Annotated in this window: 19 protein-coding genes; 5 read left to right on the top strand and 14 right to left on the bottom strand. The window is 55.4% G+C overall.

What is annotated here, in order from left to right; translation table 11 throughout:
• Positions 1–16 precede the first annotated feature (16 nt).
• The 12 genes from ACX1CU_RS06020 to purL form a co-directional block, all read right to left on the bottom strand.
• A complete protein-coding gene (locus ACX1CU_RS06020; protein WP_459401689.1) occupies positions 17–823 on the bottom strand; it encodes an ABC transporter permease in 807 nt (268 codons plus the stop codon).
• Entirely contained in the window at positions 813–1,751 is a 939-nt protein-coding gene (locus ACX1CU_RS06015; protein ID WP_459402732.1) for an ABC transporter permease, read from the bottom strand. The genes ACX1CU_RS06020 and ACX1CU_RS06015 overlap by 11 nt, the downstream gene beginning before the upstream one ends.
• 7 nt (positions 1,752–1,758) lie before the next feature.
• Positions 1,759–2,787, bottom strand: a complete 1,029-nt coding sequence (locus tag ACX1CU_RS06010; protein WP_459401688.1) for an ABC transporter ATP-binding protein — start codon at positions 2,785–2,787, stop codon at positions 1,759–1,761.
• A gap of 90 nt (positions 2,788–2,877) precedes the next feature.
• Positions 2,878–4,023: a putative ABC transporter substrate-binding protein YdcS gene (ydcS, locus tag ACX1CU_RS06005; RefSeq protein WP_459401687.1), complete on the bottom strand. Its 1,146-nt coding sequence runs from the start codon at positions 4,021–4,023 to the stop codon at positions 2,878–2,880.
• 56 nt (positions 4,024–4,079) lie between these two features.
• Positions 4,080–5,543 carry a gamma-aminobutyraldehyde dehydrogenase gene (locus ACX1CU_RS06000; protein WP_459401686.1) on the bottom strand — a complete coding sequence of 488 codons (1,464 nt, stop codon included), beginning with the start codon at positions 5,541–5,543 and terminating at the stop codon, positions 4,080–4,082.
• A 124-nt stretch (positions 5,544–5,667) separates the two neighbouring features.
• Entirely contained in the window at positions 5,668–6,582 is a 915-nt protein-coding gene (locus ACX1CU_RS05995; RefSeq protein WP_459401685.1) for a LysR substrate-binding domain-containing protein, read from the bottom strand.
• 209 nt (positions 6,583–6,791) lie between these two features.
• Positions 6,792–7,130: a nitrogen regulatory protein P-II gene (glnB, locus tag ACX1CU_RS05990; RefSeq protein ID WP_004847623.1), complete on the bottom strand. Its 339-nt coding sequence runs from the start codon at positions 7,128–7,130 to the stop codon at positions 6,792–6,794.
• Between the two features lie 13 nt (positions 7,131–7,143).
• On the bottom strand, positions 7,144–8,766 hold the full coding sequence (locus tag ACX1CU_RS05985; protein WP_459401684.1) for an NAD+ synthase: 1,623 nt from the start codon (positions 8,764–8,766) through the stop codon (positions 7,144–7,146).
• Between the two features lie 241 nt (positions 8,767–9,007).
• Positions 9,008–10,345, bottom strand: coding sequence for a two-component system response regulator GlrR (gene glrR / locus ACX1CU_RS05980; RefSeq protein WP_459401683.1), 1,338 nt, complete (start codon positions 10,343–10,345; stop codon positions 9,008–9,010).
• Positions 10,346–10,350: 5 nt separating this feature from the next.
• Positions 10,351–11,244 (bottom strand): two-component system QseEF-associated lipoprotein QseG, encoded by an 894-nt coding sequence (gene qseG, locus ACX1CU_RS05975; protein WP_459401682.1) that lies wholly within the window; start codon positions 11,242–11,244, stop codon positions 10,351–10,353.
• 3 nt (positions 11,245–11,247) lie between these two features.
• Complete coding sequence (locus ACX1CU_RS05970; protein ID WP_459401681.1) at positions 11,248–12,684, bottom strand: sensor histidine kinase; 1,437 nt, start codon at positions 12,682–12,684, stop codon at positions 11,248–11,250.
• Positions 12,685–13,581: 897 nt separating this feature from the next.
• Positions 13,582–17,475: a phosphoribosylformylglycinamidine synthase gene (gene purL, locus ACX1CU_RS05965; protein WP_459402731.1), complete on the bottom strand. Its 3,894-nt coding sequence runs from the start codon at positions 17,473–17,475 to the stop codon at positions 13,582–13,584.
• Positions 17,476–17,751: 276 nt separating this feature from the next.
• Here purL and mltF point away from each other — a divergent pair, with 276 nt between their 5' ends.
• Complete coding sequence (gene mltF / locus ACX1CU_RS05960; protein WP_459401680.1) at positions 17,752–19,212, top strand: membrane-bound lytic murein transglycosylase MltF; 1,461 nt, start codon at positions 17,752–17,754, stop codon at positions 19,210–19,212.
• Here the strand turns inward: mltF and tadA are convergent, their stop codons facing one another.
• A complete protein-coding gene (tadA, locus tag ACX1CU_RS05955; RefSeq protein ID WP_459401679.1) occupies positions 19,213–19,719 on the bottom strand; it encodes a tRNA adenosine(34) deaminase TadA in 507 nt (168 codons plus the stop codon).
• A 240-nt stretch (positions 19,720–19,959) separates the two neighbouring features.
• On the opposite strand from tadA, the gene ACX1CU_RS05950 reads away from it, so the two are divergent.
• The 4 genes from ACX1CU_RS05950 to ACX1CU_RS05935 are packed head-to-tail and all read left to right on the top strand — an operon-like array spanning position 19,960 to position 24,680.
• Positions 19,960–21,291, top strand: a complete 1,332-nt coding sequence (locus tag ACX1CU_RS05950; protein ID WP_459402730.1) for a vWA domain-containing protein — start codon at positions 19,960–19,962, stop codon at positions 21,289–21,291.
• A 55-nt stretch (positions 21,292–21,346) separates the two neighbouring features.
• Complete coding sequence (locus ACX1CU_RS05945) at positions 21,347–22,891, top strand: sensor histidine kinase (protein ID WP_459401678.1); 1,545 nt, start codon at positions 21,347–21,349, stop codon at positions 22,889–22,891.
• Entirely contained in the window at positions 22,888–23,577 is a 690-nt protein-coding gene (locus ACX1CU_RS05940) for a response regulator transcription factor (protein ID WP_459401677.1), read from the top strand. The genes ACX1CU_RS05945 and ACX1CU_RS05940 overlap by 4 nt, the downstream gene beginning before the upstream one ends.
• Before the next feature lie 50 nt (positions 23,578–23,627).
• Positions 23,628–24,680: a DUF2157 domain-containing protein gene (locus ACX1CU_RS05935; protein ID WP_459401676.1), complete on the top strand. Its 1,053-nt coding sequence runs from the start codon at positions 23,628–23,630 to the stop codon at positions 24,678–24,680.
• A gap of 46 nt (positions 24,681–24,726) precedes the next feature.
• Here the strand turns inward: ACX1CU_RS05935 and yfhb are convergent, their stop codons facing one another.
• Positions 24,727–25,383: a phosphatidylglycerophosphatase C gene (gene yfhb / locus ACX1CU_RS05930; protein ID WP_459401675.1), complete on the bottom strand. Its 657-nt coding sequence runs from the start codon at positions 25,381–25,383 to the stop codon at positions 24,727–24,729.
• Between the last annotated feature and the right edge of the window lie 21 nt (positions 25,384–25,404).

Genomic DNA, 25,404 nt, shown 5'->3' with positions numbered 1-25,404 from the left:
GACATAAGGGTTCAAACTACTTGCCGCTACCTGCGACGCTTTCCCCACCTTTAGTCAGGTAGTAGGCTCCCAGAATCGGGATCATGGTCAGCACCATCACCGACAGCGCCACCACATTAGTGATCGGCACATCACGCGGCCGACCAAGCTGGTTCAGCAGCCACAGCGGCAGCGTGCGCTCATGCCCGGCGGTAAAAGTCGTGACGATGATTTCGTCGAATGACAGAGCAAACGCCAGCATGCCGCCCGCTAACAGTGCAGAGCCCAGGTTAGGCAAAATCACGTAACGGAAGGTCTGCCAACCGTCGGCCCCCAGATCCATCGAGGCTTCGATCAGACTGTGCGAGGTTCGGCGGAAGCGGGCAATCACGTTGTTGAACACGATCACCACGCAGAAGGTGGCGTGACCGATCACAATGGTCATGATCCCCGGTTCGATATTCAGCGCCTTGAAAGCCGCCAGCAGCGCGATACCGGTGACGATCCCCGGCAAAGCGATCGGTAACAGCAGCAGCAGAGAAATACTTTCTTTACCGAAGAAGTCTCGGCGGTACAGCGCCGCAGCGGCCAAGGTGCCCAGCACCAGCGCAATGGCCGTTGCCAGGCAGGCGATCTGCACCGAAAGCAGCACCGCATCGATAATATCCTGCCGCCCGGCGGCCACGCTGAACCAGCGCAGCGTCAGGCCCTGCGGCGGGAAGCTGAATGCCGCTTCCTCGGTGTTGAAAGCGTAGATGGCGATAATCGCCAGCGGGAAGTGCAGGAAGATCAGGCCGCCCCAGGCGGCCAGTTTCAGCCCTAACGGCGCGCGTTCAGAGTGCATCGAAAGCCCCCAAGCGTTTAACAATTGAAAGATAAATGGCAATCAGCACGATCGGCACCAGGGTAAAAGCTGCCGCCATCGGCATATTGCCGATCGCCCCTTGCTGGGCGTACACCATGCTGCCGATAAAATAACCCGGCGGGCCCACCAGCTGCGGCACGATAAAATCCCCCAGCGTCAGCGAGAAGGTGAAGATCGAACCGGCGGCAATCCCCGGCACCGCCAGCGGCAGGATCACATAGCGGAACGTCTGCGCCGGGCGTGCGCCGAGATCTGCAGAAGCATGCAACAACGAAGGAGGCAAACGCTCCAAGGCAGCCTGGATCGGCAGGATCATGAACGGCAGCCAGATATAGACAAACACCAGGAACCGCCCCAGACCGGAAGTGGACAGCGTATTGCCCCCCACGCCGGGAATGCTCAGGATCCCCGCCAACAGCGGCTCCAACCCCATATGTTGCAGGAACCACTGCGCCACGCCGTCTTTAGCCAGCAACAGCGTCCAGGCATAGGCTTTGACGATATAGCTGGCCCACATCGGCATCATTACGGCGATATAAAAGAACGCCTTTACTTTGCCGCTGGTATAGCGCGCCATGTAATAAGCAATCGGGAACGCCAGTACCGCACTGGCCAGCGACACCAGCACCGCCATGGTGAGCGTGCGCACGATGATGTCGTAGTTGGCCGGGTTGAACAGCGCACGCAGGTTGGCGAAGGTTAGATCCGGCGTCACCGTCATGGTGAAATCATCAAAGGTGTAAAACCCTTGCCATAGCAGCGTCAGCAGCGATCCCAGATACACCGCGCCAAACCACAGCAACGGCGGCACCAGCAGCAACAACAGATACAGCGTCGGCTTGCGGTACAGATAGGTGGAGAGCGCGCGGATTTTGCCGCCCTGTGAAGCCGGATTCTCGATGCTCATCTCCATCTCACCTCTCCTCCAGCAGCGGCACCATCGCTTCGCGCGCCCAGCACGCTGTCACCGGCTGGCCGATCAGGCGCTGCTGTTCGGCAGCCTGCCATTGCGGATTGGCTTGGCTGACCAGCAGCTTTTCACCGCTGCTCAGGGCGATTTCGTAACGGGTCGCTGCCCCCTGATAATGGATATCCTGCAAAGTGCCCTGCACCTGAATTTCACCCTGCGCAGCAGCACTGTGATCCAGCAAGCGAATATGCTCCGGGCGAATCGAGAATGTCGCGTTCTGCCCCAATAACCGCTGCGCCAGATCGCTACGCACCACGTTGGAGGTGCCAACAAACTCGGCGACAAACGGCGTTCTTGGCCGCATATACAGTTCACGCGGTGAGTCCACCTGTTCGATGCGGCCGTTGTTGAATACCGCAACGCGATCCGACATCGACAGCGCTTCACTTTGATCGTGGGTGACGAAAATAAAGGTGATCCCCAGTTGGCGTTGCAGCTTTTTCAGCTCCCCCTGCATCTGCTCACGCAATTTCAGATCCAACGCACCCAAAGGTTCGTCCAGCAGCAACACGCGCGGGCGATTGACCAGCGCTCGCGCCAATGCCACCCGCTGACGTTGGCCACCAGAAAGATGCGCTGGCTTGCGTTCGGCAGCAAAACCCAGCGCTACGCTTTCCAGCGCCTGCTGCGCCCGTGCCAGCCGCTCACGCTTGGCTACGCCTTTCACCATCAGCCCATAGGCGACGTTCTCCAGCACCGACATATGTGGAAACAGCGCATAATCCTGGAATACGGTATTTACATCGCGCTGGTACGGCGGCAGGTTGGCGGCCTCTTGCCCGTGAATGCGGATCGAACCGGAGCTGAGTTGCTCAAAACCGGCGATCAGCCGCAGGCAGGTGGTTTTACCCGAACCGGAAGGCCCAAGCATGGAGAAAAACTCTCCATCCTGAATGTCGACAGAAACCCGGTCAACGGCACGAACATCGCCGAAAATGCGCGAAACGTCGATAAACTGTACGGCAATGGTCATGATGCACGCTCCACGTTGCTTTCCCCTCACCCCAGCCCTCTCCCGCAGGGAGAGGGAGCCGTTAGGCGATCGGGATAAGTAAGCTGATATTTATCTGCCGCCCATAATGGCGATATAGTCCTGCGTCCAACGGCTATAGGGCACAAACTTGCCGCCCTCTGATTGCGGTGTTTTCCAGAAGGCAATCTTGTCGAACTGGCCAAAGCCGTTGGTTTCACAGCCTTTATCACCGAGCAGGGCACTGGCTTTACAGCCTGCTGGCACCGCTGGCAGTGAACCGAACCAGGCGGCAACATCCCCCTGCACTTTTGGCTCCAGCGACCAGTTCATCCACTGGTAGGCACAGCTTGGATGCTTGGCCTCTGCGTGCAGCATGGTGGTATCCGCCCAACCGGTGACGCCCTCTTTCGGGAAAACGGTAGCAATCGGCTGGCCCTCACCTTTCAGAGCATTGGCCTGATACGGCCAAGCGCCAGAGGCCACGACCCCTTCGTTTTTGAAATCGCTCATCTGCACCGAGGTGTCGTGCCAATAACGGTGGATCAGCGCGTGTTGGCTACGCAGCAGCGTGAGCGCCGCCTGATATTGATCTTCATTCAGTTGGTAGGGATCGGTAATACCCAGTTGCGGCTGAGTCGCTTTCAGGTACAACGCCGCATCGGCGATGTAGATCGGGCCATCATAGGCCTGCACCCGCCCCTGGTTGGTTTTGCCATCCGGCAGATTTTGCTGTTGGAATACCACCGCCCAGCTGTCTGGCGGCGTCGGGAAGGTTTTGCTGTTGTACATCAGCAGGTTTGGCCCCCACTGGTACGGCGTGCCATAGGTTTTACCCGCCACCGTATACCAAGGCCCGTTCAGCAGGCGTGGGTCGATATTCTTCCAGTTAGGGATCAAGGCTGGATCGATCGGTTGCACGCGCTTGCCGTAGATCAGGCGCAGTGAGGCATCGCCGGAGGCGGTCACCAGATCATAGCCGCCCTTGGCCATCAGGCTGACCATCTCGTCGGAGGTGGCGGCAGTTTTCACGTTCACCGCACAACCGGTTTGTTTCTCGAACTGGGTTACCCAATCGTAATTTTTGTCCGACTGGCCGCGTTCGATATAACCGGGCCAGGCAATGATATCCAGCCGCCCTTCGCCTTTGCCAAGCGGCCGATCGGCGGCCTGCGCCAGGCTGCAAACAACGGTGATACAGAGCGCGGAAAGTGTGGTGACTGCGGTTGTTTTTCCCATAGTAATTACCCCTGTGTTGCGTATCTGAATGTGGCTGATTTTTATAATGTGACTGGCTAGAAAGTGGACTTGAATTTCGCCATCACATGCCTGACAACGCTGTAATCCTGTAATGAATCGCTGGAGAGATCCTTACCGTAGCCGGAGCGCTTCAGGCCGCCATGGGGCATCTCGCTCGCCAGGGTAAAGTGGGTGTTGATCCAGGTGCTGCCGTACTGCAAATGCGCGGCGATGTGCAGCGCGCGATCGATGTTCTGCGTCCAGACCGAAGAGGCCAGACCGTATTCGGAGTCGTTCGCCCAACTCACCGCCTGTTCCAGCGTGTCGAAGCGCGTTACGCTGACCACCGGGCCAAACACTTCTCGCTGGACGATTTCGTCAGTTTGCAGGCAACCCGCCAGCAAGGTGGGTTGATAGTAGAAACCGGGGCCAGAATGGGCTGCTGCACCGGTAATCAGTTCGATATGGGGCTGGCTGAGAGCGCGTTCGACAAAGCTGGCTACGCGATCGCGCTGGCGGCTGCTGATCAGCGGGCCTATTTCATTGTCTTCATCGCGTTTGCGGGCAAAACGCAGGCTGGCAACCGCTTCACCCAAGGCATCTACCAGTTTCTGGTAAATACCCGCCTGCGCATAGATCCGGCAGGCTGCGGTGCAATCCTGCCCGGCGTTGTAATAGCCAAAGGTACGGATGCTGCTGACCACCTCATCCAGATCGGCATCATCACAGACGATCACCGGGGCTTTACCGCCCAATTCCAGATGAGTGCGTTTTACGCTTTTCACTGCGGCTTGCAGGATTTTCTGCCCGGTGACGATATCGCCGGTAACGGAAACCAGCCGTACCTGCGGGTGATTCACCAGATGGCTGCCCACTCCTTCGCCACCGCCATAAACAATGTTCAGCACGCCCGGCGGCAGGATCTCCTGCAACGCAGGGACCAGCGCCAACATCGTCAGCGGCGTATGTTCAGAAGGTTTAAACACCAGGGTATTGCCTGCGGCCAGCGCCGGGGCTATCTTCCAGGCGGCCATCATCAGCGGGTAATTCCAGGGTGCGATAGAAGCCACCACGCCGACCGGATCACGGCGGACCATTGAGGTGTGGCCTGCAATATATTCGCCGGCCAGTTGCCCTTGCTGAGTACGTATTGCCCCGGCGAAGAAACGGAATACATCGACAGCCGCGGGCAGATCGTCCTTCAACGCCTGATGGAAGGGTTTACCGCAGTTGAGCGCTTCGAGCCGCGCCAAATGCTCAGCTTGCTGCTCAATGGCATCGGCGATACGCAGTAAAATAGCCGCGCGAAAAGCGGGCGTGGTGCGTGACCAGTGGGAAAAAGCCTGCTGTGCTGCAGCAACAGCGTTATTAACCTGGGTAACCGAAGCCTCGGCGATAGAAACCAGCGTTTCGCCGTTGGCAGGGTTAATAATCTGCTCAGAATGGCCTTCGCCTTCCACCGACTGGCCGTTAATAAACTGCTGACAGGACAAACCTGAAACGAGGTGCACATCTGCCATTGCGTATCGCCTTGTGACAAAAACGTTAACCAAATGTGATTATTTGGTTTTTATCAGACTAGGCGAGCGCACTGCGGACAACAAATACTAAATACCGAAGGCAGCGTTCGATTAAATCGAATGCTCACTTCAGGCCAACTGCATTCATCTTGCCGTTCTCACGTGCAATGGTGAGGAATGGCGTGACCAGTTCTGGCCGCGCGCTGCCACGCCGCCATGCCAGGCCGATATCCAACGGCTCCAGTAGATCCAGCAGCTTGCGTGCTTCGATCATATTACCCTCCAGCGACCAGGCGCGATAAGCCATATCCGGCAGAATGGCAATCCCCATCCCAGCTGCCACCAGGCTACGCACCGCTTCGGTGGAAGCGGTCTTCATGGCTATATCTGGTTTTAATCCGGCGCGTGCCCAGATGCGCTGCGCATGCACATCCATTTCATCTACGTTGAGCTGGATCAGCGGTTGTTTTGCCACATCGGCTAAACCGATGCTTTCGTGCTCCAGTAAAGGATGCAGCGGCGGCAACCATAGGCGATACGGCGAATGCATCAGCACTTCGGTTTGCAATGCATCGCGGTCTTCGATGTTCGACAGGATAAGCACGCCGATATCTATTTCACCGCTCACCAGCAAGTGTTCGATATAGGGCCGCTCGTCCTCAACCACTTGAATCGTCACGTTGGGATAGGCTGATTTAAAACGCTTGAGCAATTCCACCAGAAAATAGCCCGCCACTAGGCTGGTAACGCCGATGGTCAGCTTGCCGTTCAGGCTTTCGGTGCCCAGTTGCAGGCTGCGCTTGGCGTTATCAACCGTGGCGAGGATCAGATAGGACTGGCGCAAAAACTGATGGCCTTGATGCGTGAGGTTCATCCCTTTGGCGTGGCGCTCGAACAGCCTGACGCCAATCTCGGTTTCCAACTGTTGGATCGCCAAGGTTAACGAAGATTGCGAAACAAACACCGCCTGCGCGGCAGCAGAGATTGAACCCGTTTCTGCCACGGCAATAAAATGGCGGATTTGGCGTAACGTCATCATGGCAAAAAAACCTCAGTCAAAACGGTTGTTTTGAGTGTAGGTGTTTGCCAAGGAGCTATCGGGGAAAGTGTGCAAAACGCGATGGCGTTCGCTTTTTTAGAATGAGATTGAATGCGGCCAGCGCGCAGTGCCCCGGAGTGTACACGCAGTACACGAGGAGGCCGAGCACTGCCCAAGTTCAAGCTGGAAGTGCTCGGTAGCTAGACATCTTAAATAGCTTCTTCGTCTTGCTCGCCGGTACGGATACGTACCACTCGCGCTACGTCGAAGACAAAGATCTTACCGTCACCGATCTTGCCGGTCTGTGCGGTTTGCATGATGGTTTCTACACAGGTATCAACGATATCGTCAGCCACTACGATTTCGATTTTAACCTTCGGCAGGAAGTCGACCATATACTCTGCACCACGGTACAGCTCGGTATGGCCTTTCTGACGGCCAAAGCCTTTAACTTCGGTGACGGTCATCCCGGTGATCCCGACTTCAGCCAGCGCTTCACGCACGTCATCCAGTTTGAACGGTTTGATAATAGCGTCGATCTTTTTCATCTTTATTCCTTAATTACCAATTTTTACGGCCAAAACCGGAGGTGATCGGGTAGCGGCGGTCTTTACCAAAACTACGGGCGGTAATGCGTGGCCCAACGGCAGCCTGACGGCGCTTGTATTCGTTGATATCCACCAAACGGATCACCTTGCGCACGATGGCTTCTTCGAAACCTTCGGCCACCAGATCGGCGACGGACTTATCGCGCTCGACATAACCTTCCAGAATGGCATCCAGAATGTCGTACGGCGGCAGGCTGTCCTGATCGAGCTGATCCGGGGCCAGTTCGGCAGACGGTGGACGATCGATCACCCGCTGCGGGATCACATAAGAGACGGTATTACGGTACTCAGAGAGTTTAAACACCAGCGTTTTTGGTACGTCTTTTAACACGTCAAAGCCACCCGCCATATCACCATACAGCGTGGCATAACCCACAGCCATCTCGCTTTTGTTACCCGTGGTTAACACGATGCTGCGGCGTTTGTTAGACAACGCCATCAGCACTACACCACGGCAGCGCGCCTGTAGGTTTTCTTCGGTGGTGTCGCGCTCGGTGCCAACAAACATCGGTGACAACTGGCCCATAAAGGCATCAAACATCGGCTCAATAGAAACGATATCAAACTCGATGCCGAGGATTTCGGCTTCTTCTTTAGCATCGGCAATGCTGATATCCGCCGTGTAGCGGAACGGCATCATTAACGCCTGAACTTTGTCTTTACCCAACGCATCAACGGCAATCGCCAGCGTCAGCGCCGAGTCGATACCGCCGGACAGGCCCAGCACCGCGCCTTTGAAACCGTTTTTGGTCACATAGTCGCGTACCGCCAGCACCAGCGCTTCGTACACCTGCGCCAACTGCGGCAGTTCCGCCGCCGGAGCGGTCATCGGCACCACTTGCAGCCCGTTGAATTCTAACTGCGTGATCTGTTCGGCAAACGCCGCCAGGCGGTGAGTCATATTGCCTGCGGCATCAAACACTTTTGAGCAGCCATCAAAAATCAGCTCATCCTGCCCGCCGATCTGATTGAGATATACCAATGGCAGGCCCGTACGCTGGCAGTGGCCCGCCATCAGGGTTTTACGGATATAAGGTTTTTCACGGTTATACGGTGAGGCATTGATCGACAGCAGAATTTCCGCCCCAGCCGCTTTTGCCGCATCCACCGGTTCCGGGAACCACAAATCTTCACAAATCAGCAGGCCCAGACGATAGCCTTTCAGATCCACCACGCAGCTTTTATCTCCTGCATGGAAGTAGCGTTTTTCGTCGAACACACCGTAGTTCGGCAGTTGCTGTTTGAAGTAACGCGCCAGCAACTGCCCTGCGGAAAACAGCGACAGGGCGTTATACAGCTTGCTGTCTTCACGCCAAGGGTGCCCCACCAGGATCGCCACCTTGGCCGATGCCTGTTGCAAGCGGCTCAACTGGGTATCACAGCGCTGATAGAAATCGTCACGGTACAGCAGGTCTTCCGGCGGATACCCTGACAGCGCCAGTTCGGTGAACATGACCAGATCGGCTCCCGCCTTCTGCTGCTCTTGCACGGTTTGCAATATGCGTTCCGTGTTGCCTTCAATATCGCCCACCAGCAAATTCAGCTGGGCCAACGCAATGGAAAGTGATCTGCTCATATCTCTCTAGTCTGCCATGCCACAACAAAGGAAAAGGAGTTTCAGACTGCTGACAAAGCCCGTTATTAGGGAGAGCGTGCCGATGGGGTCGCAGCAGCGTAAGCCGCCGGAGCACTCCTCGGTGCACTAGGCCCGGGTATCTCGGGCTCAAAAACTCTTTGTCATTAACCTCAAACGGAGTTTATACCCTTCCGGCTCGTTTGTTGAGAACCTGCACTAGGCAGGTTGATGAAAGAAAACATCATTCTTTGAAATCGTTGGCGTCCAGTTCGTGGCGCGACAACAATTTATAGAACTCAGTACGGTTACGGCCCGCCATGCGCGCGGCCTGGGTGACGTTACCCTTGGTGATCTGCAACAGCTTACGTAAATAGTGTAATTCAAACTGGTTACGTGCCTCGACAAAGGTCGGCAACGCGGTGTTTTCCCCTTCTAGGGCCTGCTCTACCAGCGCTTCGCTGATCACCGGAGCCGTAGTCAGCGCCACGCACTGCTCGATCACGTTCACCAACTGGCGCACGTTGCCCGGCCAACTGGCGGTCATCAGGCGTTTCATCGCATCGGAGGAGAAGCTGCGTACAAAAGGCTTATGGCGCAGAGCCGACTCGCGCAGCAGATGATTGGCCAGCAGCGGGATATCTTCCGCCCGCTCATTCAGCGCCGGGATCTTCAGGTTGACAACGTTCAGGCGGTAGTAGAGATCTTCGCGGAACTCGTTTTTCGCCATCGCCTTAGGTAAATCACGGTGAGTCGCTGAAATGATACGCACGTCGATGTCCAGATCGCGGTTGCTGCCCAGCGGGCGCACCTTGCGCTCTTGCAGAACGCGCAACAGCTTCACCTGTAGCGAAAGCGGCATATCACCGATCTCGTCCAGGAACAGGGTCCCGCCGGCTGCGGCCTGGAACAACCCCTCACGACTGCTCACCGCACCGGTAAATGCGCCCTTGGCGTGCCCAAACAGTTCGGACTCCAGCAGTTGCTCGGGCAACGCACCGCAGTTGATGGCAATAAAGGCCTTTTTCGCCCGTGGGCTGGCTCCGTGAATCGCCTGCGCCAGTACTTCCTTACCGGTACCGCTCTGGCCGTTGATCAACACGCTGACGTCCGACTGCGCCACCATCTTAGCCTGCTCCAGCAAGCGCAACATGATCGGGCTACGGGTCACAAAGTCTTCACGCCAGCTTTCATCACCGGCCGGTATCGACAACGACAGCGCATCATCGATGGCTTTGTACAGTGCATCGCGATCGACCGGCTTAGTCAGGAAACTGAATACCCCTTGCTGGGTGGCAGCAACCGCATCCGGGATCGAACCGTGAGCGGTAAGAATGATCACCGGCATACCCGGCTGATACTTCTGGATTTCAGCGAACAGCGCCATGCCGTCCATTTCATCCATCCGTAAATCGCTGATGACCAAGTCGATCTTTTCACGTGCCAGCAGGCGTAGGGCCTCTTGACCGCTTGCGGCGGTGGTAACGTGAAAACCTTCGCTTGTCAGGCGCATCCCCAGCAACTTGAGCAGGCTGGGATCGTCGTCAACCAACAGAAGATTGGCCGGTTTGCGAGCTGTCATTGCGCTTAAGGTTCCTTATGAACAGGTGGCGGTGCGTCGGTTTCTTCCGGTTCTACTGGCACAGCAGTCCCTTTTTCTACCTCAGGGGCAGGTTCCGGTTCAGCCTCTTTGGCTTTAGCTTTGGCCGGCACTGGCGTTGTCGCCGCCCCCTTGCTGGCAGCATCCGCTTTTGGCTGTGCTGCGCTGTTTTCCGGGATTTCACCCTGCATTTGCTTACGCGAAGAGAGTTGGCGTTCGATATCGGTCAGATTCTCCAACTTGCGTGACGTTTCCTGCAATTGGTTCTGCAAATGAGCCTGGTTTTGGCGCAGCAAGTCTATCTGGTTGTCTGAGCTTTCCTGCAGATGCTGATAGCGAGCCCGCTCGTCAAACAGTGAGACCTGTAAGGCCTGCTGCTGGCGCCATAGCTGCAACAGTGGGCGTAATGAGTTTGGAAAATCAAGACGATAGCTATTGAGACGATCGATGATCTGGCGGCGTTCAGCCGAGGTCGGTTCAGCGCTACCCAGCAGAATGCTTTGTTTGAAAACGCCTTGCCAGTTGCTGCCCGGCAGGGTTTTTACCAATGCACGGGCCTGAGTGGAACCGATGCGATCGGCACAATCCATCACTCGCAGCCAGTAGAGAGGGTTTTCCAACACCTCTTTTTCATCAAGCGGCAGCAGGGTTTCACAAGGTGCAATGCGGTAATCCACGACTTTAATGTCTGGAATAGACTCTTGCTGCTGCTGGGCCAAATCAGTACTGGCGGCACGTTCAACACAACCGGTCAGCAGAAACGGGGCCAAAAGCATCGGGCCCAGAAAAGAGAGTGGGCGCTTGCCGAGCGGTGCACGTTGAGAAACACGTGGTGAACCTTCGGTCTGCGGTAAAGAGGCGCGTTTAGACCATGTGTACATTATTTATTCATTCTCGGCGGTTAATGGCAATTCAATTCGGAAACAGACATCAGCGTCAGCGACGTTGACCAGTTTCAGTTCTCCGCGCATACGGCGGATACAGTCCTGAGCAATGCTCAGCCCCAGCCCGCTTCCTTTTACTGCCCCTTTTCGCTGGTGACTACCTTGGAAAAAAGGCTCAAATATCATGGTATGTTCCGTTTCGGGGATCGGCGTACCGCTATTAGCGACGTCAATCTGCACCCGTTGACCAACCTGGCGACTGCGGATCCAAATGTTACCGGATTCCTCGCCGTAGTGCACCGCATTGGAGTAGAGATTATCCAGTACGCGCATTAATAGCGTAGGTTGTGCCCAACAGATTTCCGCATCAAGCTTCACCTCGGTGCGAATCATTTTAGCCCGGGCAGGCAAACTGTGGGCAGCGACGACCATATCGACCAATTCTTCCAGCTCGACATTCTCATGTTCTGACGGGCCATCGGCCAGTTTGCGGTTGTAATCCAGCAATTGCTCAATCAGTTGTTGCAGGTGGCGGCTGCTTTGATCGAGGATCGCCACCACCTCTTTTTGATCGGGGGTCAGCGGGCCCGCTACTTCATCCGCCAGCAGTTCGGTCCCTTCCCGCATGCTGGCCAGCGGCGTTTTCAATTCATGAGAAATATGGCGCAAAAACTCATGCCGCTGCGACTCCAGCCATGCCAGGCGCTCACTCAGCCAGATAATGCGTTGCGCTAGCGATCGCAGTTCACGCGGGCCTTTGAACGAGGCAGTCATACCGATTGGCCGCCCTTCCCCCAAACGGTTAATCATACGCTCAACCGCCTTGACCGGCCCGATAATCATGCGGGTAAACAGCACCACCAATATCACGCTGACCAAAAACAGCAACAGCGCCTGCCAGCCGAAAAACTGACCGCGCTCGGCGATCGCCTGTTGCAACTGCTGACCACGGGAAAAGATCACGCTACGAGTGGCCTGGACCATTTCTGCGTTAGAACGCGAGAACGACTCCAGCAACAGCGAAGAATCCTTATCGGGGCCGCTGCTCTGGCATTTAATGGTGGCAAGCTGAGTGAGCAGATCGCGCAGTGTCTGGTAGTAGCGCTCATCCGGCAGGATCGGCGCATGGGAATCCAGCATCTGTGAATACTGTTTGCGCTGATTCTGGTAGAGCCGCTCCAGCGTAGGATCGACCAGCACGCAGTACTGGCGATAGCTGCGTTCCATTTCCAGCGCCATGCTGGTCATCGCTTCACTGCGCCTGGCATCCACCAGCGTGGTGCGGTTGATATCTGCCGCCTGCGCACTGAGATGATCCAGGCTTTGGTAGGCCTGATAAGCCAGTACCAGCAACGGTAACAGCACTAATAGAAACGCCATCAGCACCAATTGACGCAGCGAACGTGGGAATAAACGCCATCTTTTCAAAGAAATCATCTCATTATCTCTAGTCTGCCTTGATGCTAACTGACTCGACGGGGAGAAAAAAGCCCGATGAAGGAGAATCCGCGATCTAGCACGCAAAGAGGGCCGTTTAGCGCAAGAGAAAACCTGTTCACCAGAATAATCAAAAAACGAGAGAAAGAGATTGGGAAGTTTTACTGAGAAGGCGCATGTGTAGTTTCTGTCACGATGGTGTAAACACAGTATGATGACAGTGTGAATACGCTTTTGATATTGACGCTGGGGCAAAAATGCCCCATCGCAATAAGATGTGTGGATGCCCTTAAACCTCGTCCCCAGGGTGATGTAGCACAAGGCTGGCATCGAATAGGACGAATAGCATCCTTAAGTATCCGGAATTGATGAACACATCATCACAGTTGGATACAAGGCGGTGCCTCACTCAACGTGTCGTCCGATGCTTGATAAAGCCGCTTACGCGTCTGTTATCGGTTTGGTTGGACGATAGGCACCATTTCTTTGGCATCATTCGGTGGCTTATGAGGCAGAATTCCGTCTAAATACGGGGCCGTCATAACAAGTTGAATGAGCAACTGAATGATATAATGCACTACTCGTGCCAACCTTGAAGTTTATTTATTAATTTATTGATTTTATTGATTAATTTATTTAAAACCCATTTAGACCTATCAATCTGGGTTACACCTTATGAGTTATAATCCATCGTACCGTCGCCAAATACCGACAACTTATCCCCATATATTTACTCATCAATAAAATCAATAACTTATACGTCTCCTTTTAGAGACACCCGAGATGGCGTTTGTCGCAGAAAACCGACACTACACGTAACCCATTAAAATATAAGACAATAAAAAGGGCGCAATACTTTGCGCCCCAATCAATTACGCCTCAAACGAACAGAGTCAATCAGCCCAGTTGTTTACGCGCGTTGCGGAACATGCGCATCCATGGGCTATCTTCCCCCCACTCTTCCGGATGCCAGGAGTTGCTGACCGTGCGGAATACTCGTTCTGGGTGCGGCATCATAACGGTGGCGCGGCCATCGCTGCTGGTCACTGCGGTGATGCCGTTTGGCGAACCGTTCGGGTTCACCGGGTAAACCTCGGTCACCTGACCGGCATTATCCACAAAGCGCAGAGCCACCAGGCCATGATGTTCCAGCGCCGCCAGATGTGCCACGTCGCGCACTTCCACATGACCTTCGCCATGAGAAACGGCGATCGGCATACGTGAACCGGCCATTCCCTGCATAAACAGTGATGGACTGGCGGCCACTTCTACCAGGCTGAAACGGGCTTCAAAGCGATCCGACAGGTTACGCACAAAGCGTGGCCAGTGCTCAGCCCCTGGGATCAGTTCACGCAGGTTGGACATCATCTGGCAACCGTTGCAGACACCCAATGCCAAGGTTTGTGGCCGATGGAAGAACTCGGCAAACTCATCGCGTACGCGATCGTTGAACAGAATCGATTTCGCCCAGCCTTCACCGGCACCCAACACATCACCGTAAGAGAAACCACCGCAGGCCACCAGCGTGTGGAACTCCTGCAGATCGCGACGCCCTGCCAGCAGATCGCTCATATGCACATCAACCGCGTCAAAACCGGCACGGTGGAACGCAGCCGCCATCTCAACGTGAGAGTTGACGCCCTGTTCACGCAACACCGCCACTTTCGGACGCGCGCCCTTGGCAATGTAAGGAGCAGCAATGTCTTCATCCGGTGCGAAGGTCAGCTTAACGTTCAGACCCGGATCGCGATCGTCCTGCTTGGCCTGATGTTCCTGATCGGCACACTCTGGGTTATCACGCAGGCGCTGCATCTGCCAGGTGGTTTCGGCCCACCAGGTGCGCAGCGTATTGCGGCTTTCGCTATACACCGGTTTACCTGCGCAGGCGATCTCAAAGCGATCGCCACTCTGCGCGTTGCCGATGTGGTGCACGTTGTCGGTCAAACCATGCTCGGCAAACACCTGCTGCACGGCGGCCAACTGCGCGGTTGAAACCTGAATAACTGCGCCGAGTTCTTCGTTGAACAAGGCCGCCAGCACGTCATCACCCAACGCCTGAATATCAACATTCACACCGCAGTGGCCAGCAAAGGCCATTTCTGCCAACGTAACCAGCAGGCCACCGTCGGAACGATCGTGATAAGCCAGCAGTGCGCGATCCGCCACCAGTTGCTGCATCGCATTAAAGAAACCGGCCAGTTGCTCAACGTTGCGTACATCGGCAGGTTTGTCACCCAGTTGGCGATAAACCTGTGCTAATGCCGTAGCCCCCAGCGCGTTGTGACCATTGCCCAAGTCGATCAGCAACAGCGCGGTATCACCTTTGTCGGTACGCAGCTGCGGTGTCACGGTGTGGCGCACATCTTCAACACGGGCAAACGCGGTGATCACCAGCGAAAGCGGTGAGGTCATCTCGCGTTGTTCATTACCTTCCTGCCAGCGGGTTTTCATCGACATCGAATCTTTACCCACCGGAATGGTGATGCCTAACGCCGGGCAAAGCTCTTCACCCACGGCTTTTACCGCTGCATACAGACCAGCATCTTCACCAGGGTGACCCGCTGCCGCCATCCAGTTGGCAGAAAGCTTCACGCGCTTCAACGAACCTATTTCGGTCGCCGCCAGGTTGGTCAGCGCTTCCCCCACCGCCAGGCGGGCAGAGGCGGCGAAGTCCAGCAGGGCCACTGGCGCACGTTCGCCAATCGACATAGCTTCACCGTAGTAACTATCCAGGCTGGCGGTGGTGACCGCGCAGTCGGCCACCGGGATCTGCCACGGGCCAACCATCTGATCGCGCGCCACCATACCGGTTACGGTGCGGTCGCCAATGGTGATCAGGAAGGTTTTCTCCGCCACCGCGGGCAGATGCAGAACGCGCTTCACCGCCTCGGCTATCGTAATCTCTGCGCGTTGCAGCGCTTCACCTTGCGCCTGTTGGCGCTGAACGTCGCGCGTCATTTTTGGCGTTTTGCCCAGCAACACGTCCAGCGGCATATCAATCGGTTGATTGTCGAAGTGACGATCGTTGAGCGTCAGGTGCAACTCTTCTGTGGCTTCACCAATCACCGCATAGGGCGCTCGCTCGCGGCGGCAAATGGCATCGAACTGCGCCATCTGTTCAGGAGCCACCGCCAGCACGTAACGCTCCTGCGATTCGTTACACCACACTTCAAGCGGGCTCATACCCGGCTCATCATTCAAGATGTCACGCAGTTCAAAACGGCCACCGCGACCACCGTCGCTCACCAGTTCTGGCATGGCATTCGACAGACCACCGGCACCCACATCGTGGATAAACAGAATCGGGTTGTGATCGCCCAACTGCCAGCAGCGATCGATCACTTCCTGGCAACGGCGTTCCATTTCTGGGTTGTCACGCTGTACCGAAGCAAAGTCCAGATCGGCATCAGACTGGCCAGATGCCATAGAGGAGGCTGCACCGCCGCCTAAACCGATATTCATCGCCGGGCCACCCAACACCACCAGTTTGGCCCCCACGGTGATTTCGCCCTTCTGCACGTGATCGGCACGGATATTACCCAGACCACCCGCCAGCATAATCGGTTTGTGATAGCCACGCAGTTCAACGCCGTTATGGCTGTTGACGCGCTCTTCATAAGTACGGAAGTAACCCACCAGCGCCGGGCGACCAAATTCGTTATTGAACGCAGCGCCCCCTAACGGGCCGTCGGTCATGATATCCAGCGCGGTGACGATGCGATCCGGCTTACCAAAATCCTGCTCCCATGGCTGTTCAAAACCAGGGATACGCAGGTTGGAAACCGAGAAACCCACCAGACCAGCTTTCGGCTTCGCGCCGCGGCCGGTGGCTCCTTCGTCACGGATCTCGCCACCGGAACCGGTAGCGGCACCCGGCCACGGAGAGATCGCCGTCGGGTGGTTATGAGTTTCTACTTTCATCAGGATATGCGCATCTTCCTGATGATAGTCATAGAGGCCGTTTTCCGGCGCAGCAAAGAAGCGGCCCACTTGCGAACCTTCCATCACGGCGGCGTTGTCTTTATAGGCTGAAAGCACGTAGTCCGGCGTCTGTTCGAAGGTGTTTTTGATCATTTTGAACAGCGACTTCGGCTGCTGCTCGCCGTCGATGATCCAATCGGCGTTGAAAATCTTGTGGCGGCAATGTTCGGAGTTGGCCTGCGCGAACATATACAGCTCGATATCCGTTGGGTTGCGCCCCAAACCGGTAAACGCATTCAGCAGGTAGTCAATCTCGTCCTGTGCCAGCGCCAGGCCAAGCTTCGCGTTGGCCTGCTCCAGGGCGCTACGGCCTTGGCCCAGCATGTCGACCACTTGATACGGTGCCGGTTGATGATGAGAAAACAGTTTTTCTGCCTGCTGCAACTCGCTAAAGACGGTTTCCATCATGCGATCGTGCAGCAACGCGGCGAGTGTTTGCCACTGGGTTTCATCAAGCGCAGGCGCGGTGACATAAAATGCCAGGCCACGCTCAAGGCGAATCACCTGGGCCAGGCCACAGTTGTGCGCAATGTCGGTGGCTTTGGAAGACCAGGGGGAAATGGTGCCTGGACGCGGCGTGACCAGCAGCAGGCGGCCTTCCGGGGCATGTTCAGCGAGAGAGGGGCCATACTTGAGCAACCGCTGAAGCTTGGCATGTTCTTCAGCACTTAGCGGTGCGCTAACATCGGCAAAGTGGACGTATTCGGCGTAGATATCACTGACCGGGAGTTGAGCGTCCTGGCAGCGGGACAGCAGTTTGGTAATACGAAAAGCCGACAAAGCGGGCGAACCACGCAATATTTCCATAATCAAAGTTCTCTCGTCTTCGAAGCAACTGAACTTCAGTACTTCATTGGGCGCAACAGGGGAAAACGCGCGCCATTATAGAGAATCCGCGCCGCCGACGAAACCGTTTGCGTAGCTATTATTGATAAAAGCGCTTTCCGCTATCGATTTACCATAACGTGTCAATAAAGTTGCACGCTGGCGTTTAGTTACGCAAAATGCCCCCAACACTGGTGATTTAACCATGATAAGTCCCGTACTCCAGCTAACTGAAAGCGTGCATTTATTTGAGATAACTATTTGAAACGAATAAAAATAAATTACATTCTAATCGGTGTTGTCACCTTGCTTCTGGCACTCGCCCTGTGGCCCAATATTGCTTGGCGCGGTGGCTTGGGTGGCCAACTCGAAGCGATCAAATCACGGGGAGAGCTGCGGATCAGTACGCTGAATTCGCCATTAACCTATTTCACCACCAAGCAGGGGCCGAGTGGCCTTGACTATGAGCTGGCAAAAAGCTTCGCCAACTATCTGGGTGTGAAACTGGTGGTGATCCCGCACCAGAATATCAACGATCTGTTTGACGATCTGGATGATGATAACGCCGACCTGCTGGCCGCAGGTCTGATCTACAACCCGGATCGTCTCAGCCGCGCCAGCACCGGCCCGGCCTACTACTCGGTTTCCCAGCAAGTGGTTTACCGGCTCGGCACCCCGCGGCCAAAAACCTTTGCCGATATGAAAGGCAAGCTGGCGGTAGCTTCAGGCTCGGCGCACGTCAGCACGTTGAAACAGCTCAAGCAGAATAAATACCCCACCCTGAGTTGGGAAGCCTCGAGCGATCTCACCTCCAAGGAACTGCTGGAGCAGGTCGCCGACGGCAAACTTGATTACACCATTGGTGATTCCGTCACCATTGCTCTGCTACAGCGTATTCACCCACAACTGGCGGTGGCGTTTGACGTGACCGATGAAGAACCGGTGACCTGGTACCTGAAGCGCAGCAGCGATAACAGCCTGTATGCCGCACTGCTGGATTTTTACAGTCAGAAAGTGGAAGACGGTACGCTGGCGCGGCTCGAAGAAAAATACCTTGGTCATGTGGGTAGCTTCGATTACGTCGATACCAGAACCTTCCTGTCGGCGATCGACTCAGTGCTGCCTAACTTCCGTTCACTGTTTGAAAAGCATGCCAATGAGATCGACTGGAAGTTGCTGGCCGCCATTGCCTATCAGGAATCCCACTGGAACCCGCAAGCCACCTCTCCTACCGGCGTGCGCGGGCTGATGATGCTGACACGCGCTACCGCAGAAGGCTTAGGTGTCAATGACCGGCTTGACCCAGAAGAGAGTATTCAGGGTGGCGCTCTTTATCTGCAACGCCTGATGGCAAAAGTGCCAGACAGCGTACCGGAAGACGAACGTATCTGGTTCGCTCTGGCGGCCTATAACATGGGTTGGGGTCATATGCTGGATGCCCGTAAACTGACCAAAAGCCAGCAGGGCAACCCCGATCGCTGGGTGGATGTCAAACAGCGTCTGCCGATGCTCAGCCAGAAACGCTATTCCCCCTTACTCACCTATGGCTATGCCCGTGGTCACGAAGCCTATAACTACGTGGAAAATATCCGCCGCTATCAGGTCAGCCTGGTGGGTTATCTACAGGAAAAAGAGAAGAAGGCGGCACAGGAAGCCATGAAACAGACTGAACTGGCGCCAGGTTATCCGGCGGTAGAAGCAAAACTGGCGCTGAACTACTGATTATTCTGGATCTTTCTCGCTACGCAGCGCCTGCTTCAGCGCTTTTTTCTGTTCACGGCGCCAACGGAAGAAGTTGCTGAGCGTCGCGGCGCACTCTTCTGCCAACACGCCCGCCACGATCTCGACCTGATGATTCATACCCGGATGGCGCAGGATGTCCACCAGCGAACCGGCGGCACCGGTTTTCTCATCCGCAGCGCCGTACACCAGGCGGCGGATGCGGCTATGGATCATCGCCCCAGCGCACATCACGCAGGGTTCCAGCGTGACGTAGAGTGTGGCGTTCAGCAGGCGATAATTTTGCAAGACCGTGCCCCCTTGGCGCAGCGCCATGATCTCCGCATGGGCAGTGGGATCGTGGCGGCCAATCGGCCGGTTCCAACCTTCGCCAATCACCTGATTATCCAGCACCAGTAGCGCCCCCACCGGCACTTCACCCTCTTCCTGCGCACGCAGGGCCAGGCTCAACGCCTGCCGCATCCAGTATTCGTCATTATATTCATTCATTACATCGATCCTCGTGCGCTTTTTTGCGGCGGGCATTATACACAGTAGCCCTCTTTTATCGCAGCAGCACCGCAACAAATCGGTCTGTAGCCCGTTTGGGTTGTGTCCACAGAAGCTCGCCCCTGCAATAAGTCGCTGTTTTACAAAATTTTGACAACTTTATACAGCGAACAGACAACTCAGCCCATGATAAGGTGAATAATCGCTGCACTACTCCCAGAGTCCTGCATAAGAGGCACTATCGTGAAAATAAAACAGGCAGCAATCCTATTAACACTCTCTCTGTTCCCGCTGTTCGGGCTGGCAAAAACGGCATCCCCCGTGGTCAGCATCAAGTCAGAGCTCGCCGCCCCGGTCATGTTGGTGAACAGCGAAGATAAAAACTATCTGAAGATATCCCTGACCGGTTTCAATCTTGACAGCCAACGCCGCAGCCCCATCAACCTGGCGCTGGTGATTGACCGCTCCACCTCGATGAGCGGTGACCGGATCGAAAAAGCCAGAGAGGCGGCGATTTTAGCGGTGAATATGCTTAATCCAACGGATACGCTGTCGGTGGTGGCTTACGATAACAGCGCCGAAGTGATCATCCCCGCCACCAAGGTCAGCAACAAACCCGCGCTGATCGCCCGCATTCAGCAGCATATTCACCCACAAGGCATGACCGCGCTGTTTGCCGGTGTCAGCAAAGGCATTGGCCAGGTGGATAAACACCTGAGTCACGAGCAGGTAAACCGTATCATTCTGCTCTCTGACGGCCAGGCGAACACCGGCCCAACCTCCATCAGCGAACTGGCCGAACTGGCCCGCATCGCCGCCAAAAAAGGGATTGCCATCACCACCATCGGGCTGGGCGACGACTATAACGAAGATTTAATGACCGCCATCGCCGGTTACAGCGACGGCAACCACGCCTTTGTCGCAAACTCGGCCGATCTGGAAACCGCTTTTACTAGAGAGTTTCAGGACGTCATGTCGGTAGTGGCACAGGACGTTATCGTCCAGATCAAGACCCACGATCGCGTAAAACCGGTACGCTTGCTTGGGCGTGATGGGGAAATTTCCGGCAATGTGGTTAACGTCAAACTGAATCAGCTCTATTCCAATCAGGAAAAATACGTCCTGCTGGAGGTGATTCCAGAAAAGGGCACCGACAATCAGCAAAAAGATCTGGCCGATGTCAGCGTCAGCTACCTGAATCTCAGCAGTAAGCAGCAGGATCGTGTCAACGAACGGGTCACCGTCAGCTATAGCCGTTCTGCGGCGAAGGTCAGCGATGCCGTGCAGCAGGAGGTGCTGGCCGAATCAGAGATTCAGAAAACGGCGCTGGCCAACGACGAAGCTATCCGGCTAATCGATGCGGGCCGCAAAGATGAAGCAAAGAAAGTGCTGGAATCTAACGCGACCAAACTTGGTGGCCTGTCGTTCTCCAGCCCGGTTGCGGAGAAAAAGGTGAGAGAGAGCACGGAGAAGCAACGCAAGCTGGCAGAGGACATTGACAGTAAAGAAGCCGCCACCTACCGTAAGGCACTTAAAGAGCAGAACTACAACGTCAAACAACAGCAGAAGTAAAGGCCAACTCCGCGCTGAGTCAGTAAACGGGCTCAGCGCCGCCATGGGATGGGTTATGAAGTCGTCAAGAAGTCTGTTTCTCTTTACCTTTACCACCTTGCTGATCTGCGCGGCGATCGCCTACTTTGGTTATCGTACCCTGACCCACGAAGCCCTGTTGCGTCACTACCAGAATCAGCGTCTGGCACAGAGCCATACCACCCAAGTCAGTACCTTCATTATGGACCTGCTGAATCAGAACGCGGTACGCCTCAGTTCTATCGCCACCTATATTCCGTTGGACAGTAAAGCACTCAATGAATTAGTCGCCCAAGAGAGCAGCATTGATGCGCTATTTGTGCTGGAGAAAAACCGGCTGCTGTTCCCCAATGCTCAGGCGGCGCTGACCGAGAAAGAAAAAGCCTGGGTACGGGCTATCACCCCCATCACGCAGGATCCGAGTCTGCTTTACAGCCACTACTTTACCAATGAACGAACCCAGCCGACCTCAGGTTGGTACCTCAGCCGTGAGTTCGGTGCGCCGCTGCTGATTTACTGGCAGCAGCGCGGCAATCAACTGATCGGTTTTAAGTTTTCCTACGTTAAGCTGCTGTCTGACGTGATTAACTCGCTGGCATTCGACTATACGCCGAACACAGTGCGGGTACTGGATGATGGCCGCCTGCTCTATCAGAGCGGCGATGCGCAGTTGCCCGAAGGGCAAGCGGCGCTAGACTCCCAGCGCCTGCCTTATCCATTGAGCGCCTGGCAGATAGATTATTACGCCAAAACGCTCAATGGCTATACCGCCTATCTCTGGGGGGGTCTGCTGATCCTGCTGCTGATCGCGCTCGTTGGGCTGGCCATGCTGTACCTGTACCGCGAATATACCCGCCAGTTGCGGCTTGCCCAACAGCAGGTCAACTTTGTTGGCCAAGTCTCCCACGAGTTGAAGACGCCGTTGACCAATATCTCCCTGTATGCGGAGATGTTGCAGGAGTTGCAACAGGAAGAGAGCTCACCGAGTTCCCCAAGTCAGCGCTATCTTGAGGTGATTCTCAATGAGAGCCAACGCCTCTCACGCTTGATCCAGAATATCCTCAGCTTTACCAAAGCCCCCAAAGTACACTTACAGCCGGTAGCACTAAGCCCATTATTGAACAAGATTTACCACGCTTTTATCCCCGCCTTCAGCGCCAGGCAGATGGAACTGGTGCTGCTCGTCCACGCCGAAATTCATCTTACGACTGACGTGGACCGCCTGACGCAGATTATCAGCAACTTTCTTAGCAACGCTGAAAAGTATGCAGCACAAGGTAAACGGGTAGAACTGATTGCCGAACAGAGCGATAACCATGCGCTGATCCGGGTGCGCGACTACGGTAGCGGCATCGCGGCAAAAGAGCTGAAGGCCATTTTCCAACCGTTTTATCGGGTGAAAAGCAGCATTACCGAAGGTGTTTCCGGCACCGGTATTGGCTTGACCATCTCCAGGCAACTGGCGACCAGTTTGCAAGGGGAAATCTCCGTCACCAGCGGCCCAACCGGCAGTTGCTTTACCCTGACACTCCCGCTAGCCACTGGGCCAGAGGCCATCACCGATAAGGAGCAGTGCCAATGAAAATATTGATCGCCGAAGACGATGCCCACATCCGCAACGGCCTGATGGAAGTGCTGGCACATGAAGGTTACCGCCCTATCGCGGCAGAAAATGGGGCGCAGGCGCTGGCGCTGTATCGTCAGCAGCAACCCGACTTTATTATTCTCGACATCATGATGCCGGAGCTTGATGGATATAAAGTGTGCAGGGAGATCCGCAAACACAACCAACAGATCCCCATCGTTTTCCTGTCGGCCAAAGATGAGGAGATTGATCGGGTGATCGGGCTGGAACTCGGCGCAGACGACTACATCAGTAAGCCCTTCGGTATTCATGAAATGCGTGCCAGGATCAAGACCATCGCCCGGCGCTGCCTGCGTCAAACGCCAGATGCAGAGGAAGATGCCAGCTTCCCGTTTGGCGACCTGACGGTCTTTCCCAATGAGCTGTGCGCCATCCGTATGGAGCAGCGTCTCGAACTGTCGCTACGCGAGGTCAATATCCTGCGTTATCTGTATCAACATAAAAACCGGGTGGTAACTCGGGATATGCTGTTTGACGCCGTTTGGGGATACGATCATCTGCCGCAAAGCCGCACGCTCGATCAGCATATTTCCAAGCTACGCAAAACCATTGAACGAGATCCGCTCAATCCGGTGCTGGTTCGCACAGTGCACGGTATGGGCTATCGCTACCAATCAAGCTAGTTAAGCAGGTATATACTGGCAAAAACCGGTGTTATTCAAGGACGCAAAACATGAAACTCAGCAAGAAAAATGCCGTGGTGGTGCGCAAAGCGCTCAGCGCCTGGGTGGACGAAGGTACGCTCAGCGCCGAACAACAACAGCAACTGCTGCAACATATGCAGGTGCAACCTTTTGACTGGCGCCGGCTGGCACGTTACGCATTCCTGGCGGCGCTGGCTTCGCTGGTGATCGCTATCACCAGCCTGTTCGCTGACAGTTGGTTACTGGAACAACTCAGCGAACTGTTCAGCTTCGATGCGCCAGTGCGCATGGCGATCGCCGCCGTGCTGGCCGCTTTGGTCTATCTTTGGGCATTTCGCCGCCGCATCGGTTACCCCGACAAACGTTACAGCAATGAAGCCATTCTGTTCATTGCCATTCTGCTCACCGCCTGCGCGTTGTGGCAACTGGGCGTCTGGCAAGATAACGGCAGTGGGCGAGTATCGGTGCTGCTGATGTTGGGCGCAGTGTTATATGGCGTTATCGGCTGGTTCAGCCGTTCCGGGTTGGTATGGTGGTTTGCCTTGCTGTCACTTGGCAACGCTTTTGGGGCGGAAACTGGCTACCTGTCCGGCTGGGGAGCCTACTGGCTGGGCATGAGTTTTCCGATTCGTTTTATTGCGTTCGGCATGGTGTTGATTGCTGCGGCGCTGCTGCTGAAACCCACGCTGGCCCAACGCGGGCTGGATCGAGTTTCGCTGGCCATGGGGCTGCTGTATCTGTTTATTGCGCTGTGGATCCTGTCGATCTTCGGTAACTATGGCGATCTGGACAGTTGGTACAGCGTGCATCAGATCGAGCTGTTGCACTGGAGCCTGCTGTTTGGCATCGCTGCGGCCGCCGCTATCTGGCTCGGGCTGAAGCATGACGACGGCATGCTGCGCGGATTTGGTTTGACCTTCCTCGGGATTAATCTGTACACCCGATTCTTTGAATTCTTCTGGGACAGCATGCCAAAGGCTTTTTTCTTTGTTGTGCTGGGGCTAAGCCTGTGGGCTCTGGGTAACTATGCAGAAAAAATCTGGCAGTTGGGACGCCAACCGCAGGATGTGACCGATGACTGATTGATATCGCCTTTATTAAGGCTGTGTCACGAAAAGCACAGCCTTATTACTCCAACTGCTGCAACTCACCTTGCTTACTGACCCGCCAACGATGCTCGCAGAAGAACAGCAGTGGGTTATCCTGTTTGCTGTCGCTGTAACCACTGTACAGTTTCAGTGGCGAACCGAGACGTTGTTCCAGTTGCAACACTTTCTGCCTGCCCAAGCAACGCACCGTCAGCACCCAACCACCGTAACGACGTGTCGTGCGGCTGCCGATCAAATGCATCCGCGGCAGAAAAGTGGAATCCTGATAGACCTGCTGCACCAGTTGCTCCGGTGAACCGGTTATCAGCCATACTTGGGCATCCTGTTGGTCAAGATAGTGACGCAGGCGCATCTGTACCACCGGAAACGCGGTCACTTTCTGACGAAAATCAGTGACAAACCGCTGTTCCAGCGCTTTCAGCCGGGCCTCAGAGCGGCCAAACGTCATCGCCCATAACAGCAAGCTCACCGGCCAACGCGCGGCGCGCCCGCCAATCAGCATGCCCAACCCCACTACGGGCGACAACGGCAGTACCAGCGCTAAATTCAGCGGCAAGTGCCGCAGCAAAAAACGCAGGAAACTGCCAAACATATCTTCCTGATGCAGCGTACCATCCAGGTCAAAAAACACCACGCGGCGAGTTGGTATCGCCGTCTGACTTGGTTTATCGGTCAAATGCTGCTCCTCAAGAATTCG

Source organism: Serratia sp. D1N4, assembly GCF_054552755.1.
This window is presented reverse-complemented; position numbering and strand designations above follow the sequence as displayed.

Bases quoted from the DNA above. Each gene is read 5' to 3' on its own strand.
- ACX1CU_RS06020 (WP_459401689.1), bottom strand. From the start codon at position 823: ATGCACTCTGAACGCGCGCCGTTAGGGCTGAAACTGGCCGCCTGGGGC.
- ACX1CU_RS06015 (WP_459402732.1), bottom strand. From the start codon at position 1,751: ATGAGCATCGAGAATCCGGCTTCACAGGGCGGCAAAATCCGCGCGCTC.
- ACX1CU_RS06010 (WP_459401688.1), bottom strand. From the start codon at position 2,787: ATGACCATTGCCGTACAGTTTATCGACGTTTCGCGCATTTTCGGCGAT.
- ydcS (WP_459401687.1), bottom strand. From the start codon at position 4,023: ATGGGAAAAACAACCGCAGTCACCACACTTTCCGCGCTCTGTATCACC.
- ACX1CU_RS06000 (WP_459401686.1), bottom strand. From the start codon at position 5,543: ATGGCAGATGTGCACCTCGTTTCAGGTTTGTCCTGTCAGCAGTTTATT.
- ACX1CU_RS05995 (WP_459401685.1), bottom strand. From the start codon at position 6,582: ATGATGACGTTACGCCAAATCCGCCATTTTATTGCCGTGGCAGAAACG.
- glnB (WP_004847623.1), bottom strand. From the start codon at position 7,130: ATGAAAAAGATCGACGCTATTATCAAACCGTTCAAACTGGATGACGTG.
- ACX1CU_RS05985 (WP_459401684.1), bottom strand. From the start codon at position 8,766: ATGAGCAGATCACTTTCCATTGCGTTGGCCCAGCTGAATTTGCTGGTG.
- glrR (WP_459401683.1), bottom strand. From the start codon at position 10,345: ATGACAGCTCGCAAACCGGCCAATCTTCTGTTGGTTGACGACGATCCC.
- qseG (WP_459401682.1), bottom strand. From the start codon at position 11,244: ATGTACACATGGTCTAAACGCGCCTCTTTACCGCAGACCGAAGGTTCA.
- ACX1CU_RS05970 (WP_459401681.1), bottom strand. From the start codon at position 12,684: ATGATTTCTTTGAAAAGATGGCGTTTATTCCCACGTTCGCTGCGTCAA.
- tadA (WP_459401679.1), bottom strand. From the start codon at position 19,719: ATGAATGAATATAATGACGAATACTGGATGCGGCAGGCGTTGAGCCTG.
- ACX1CU_RS05945 (WP_459401678.1), top strand. From the start codon at position 21,347: ATGAAGTCGTCAAGAAGTCTGTTTCTCTTTACCTTTACCACCTTGCTG.
- ACX1CU_RS05940 (WP_459401677.1), top strand. From the start codon at position 22,888: ATGAAAATATTGATCGCCGAAGACGATGCCCACATCCGCAACGGCCTG.
- ACX1CU_RS05935 (WP_459401676.1), top strand. From the start codon at position 23,628: ATGAAACTCAGCAAGAAAAATGCCGTGGTGGTGCGCAAAGCGCTCAGC.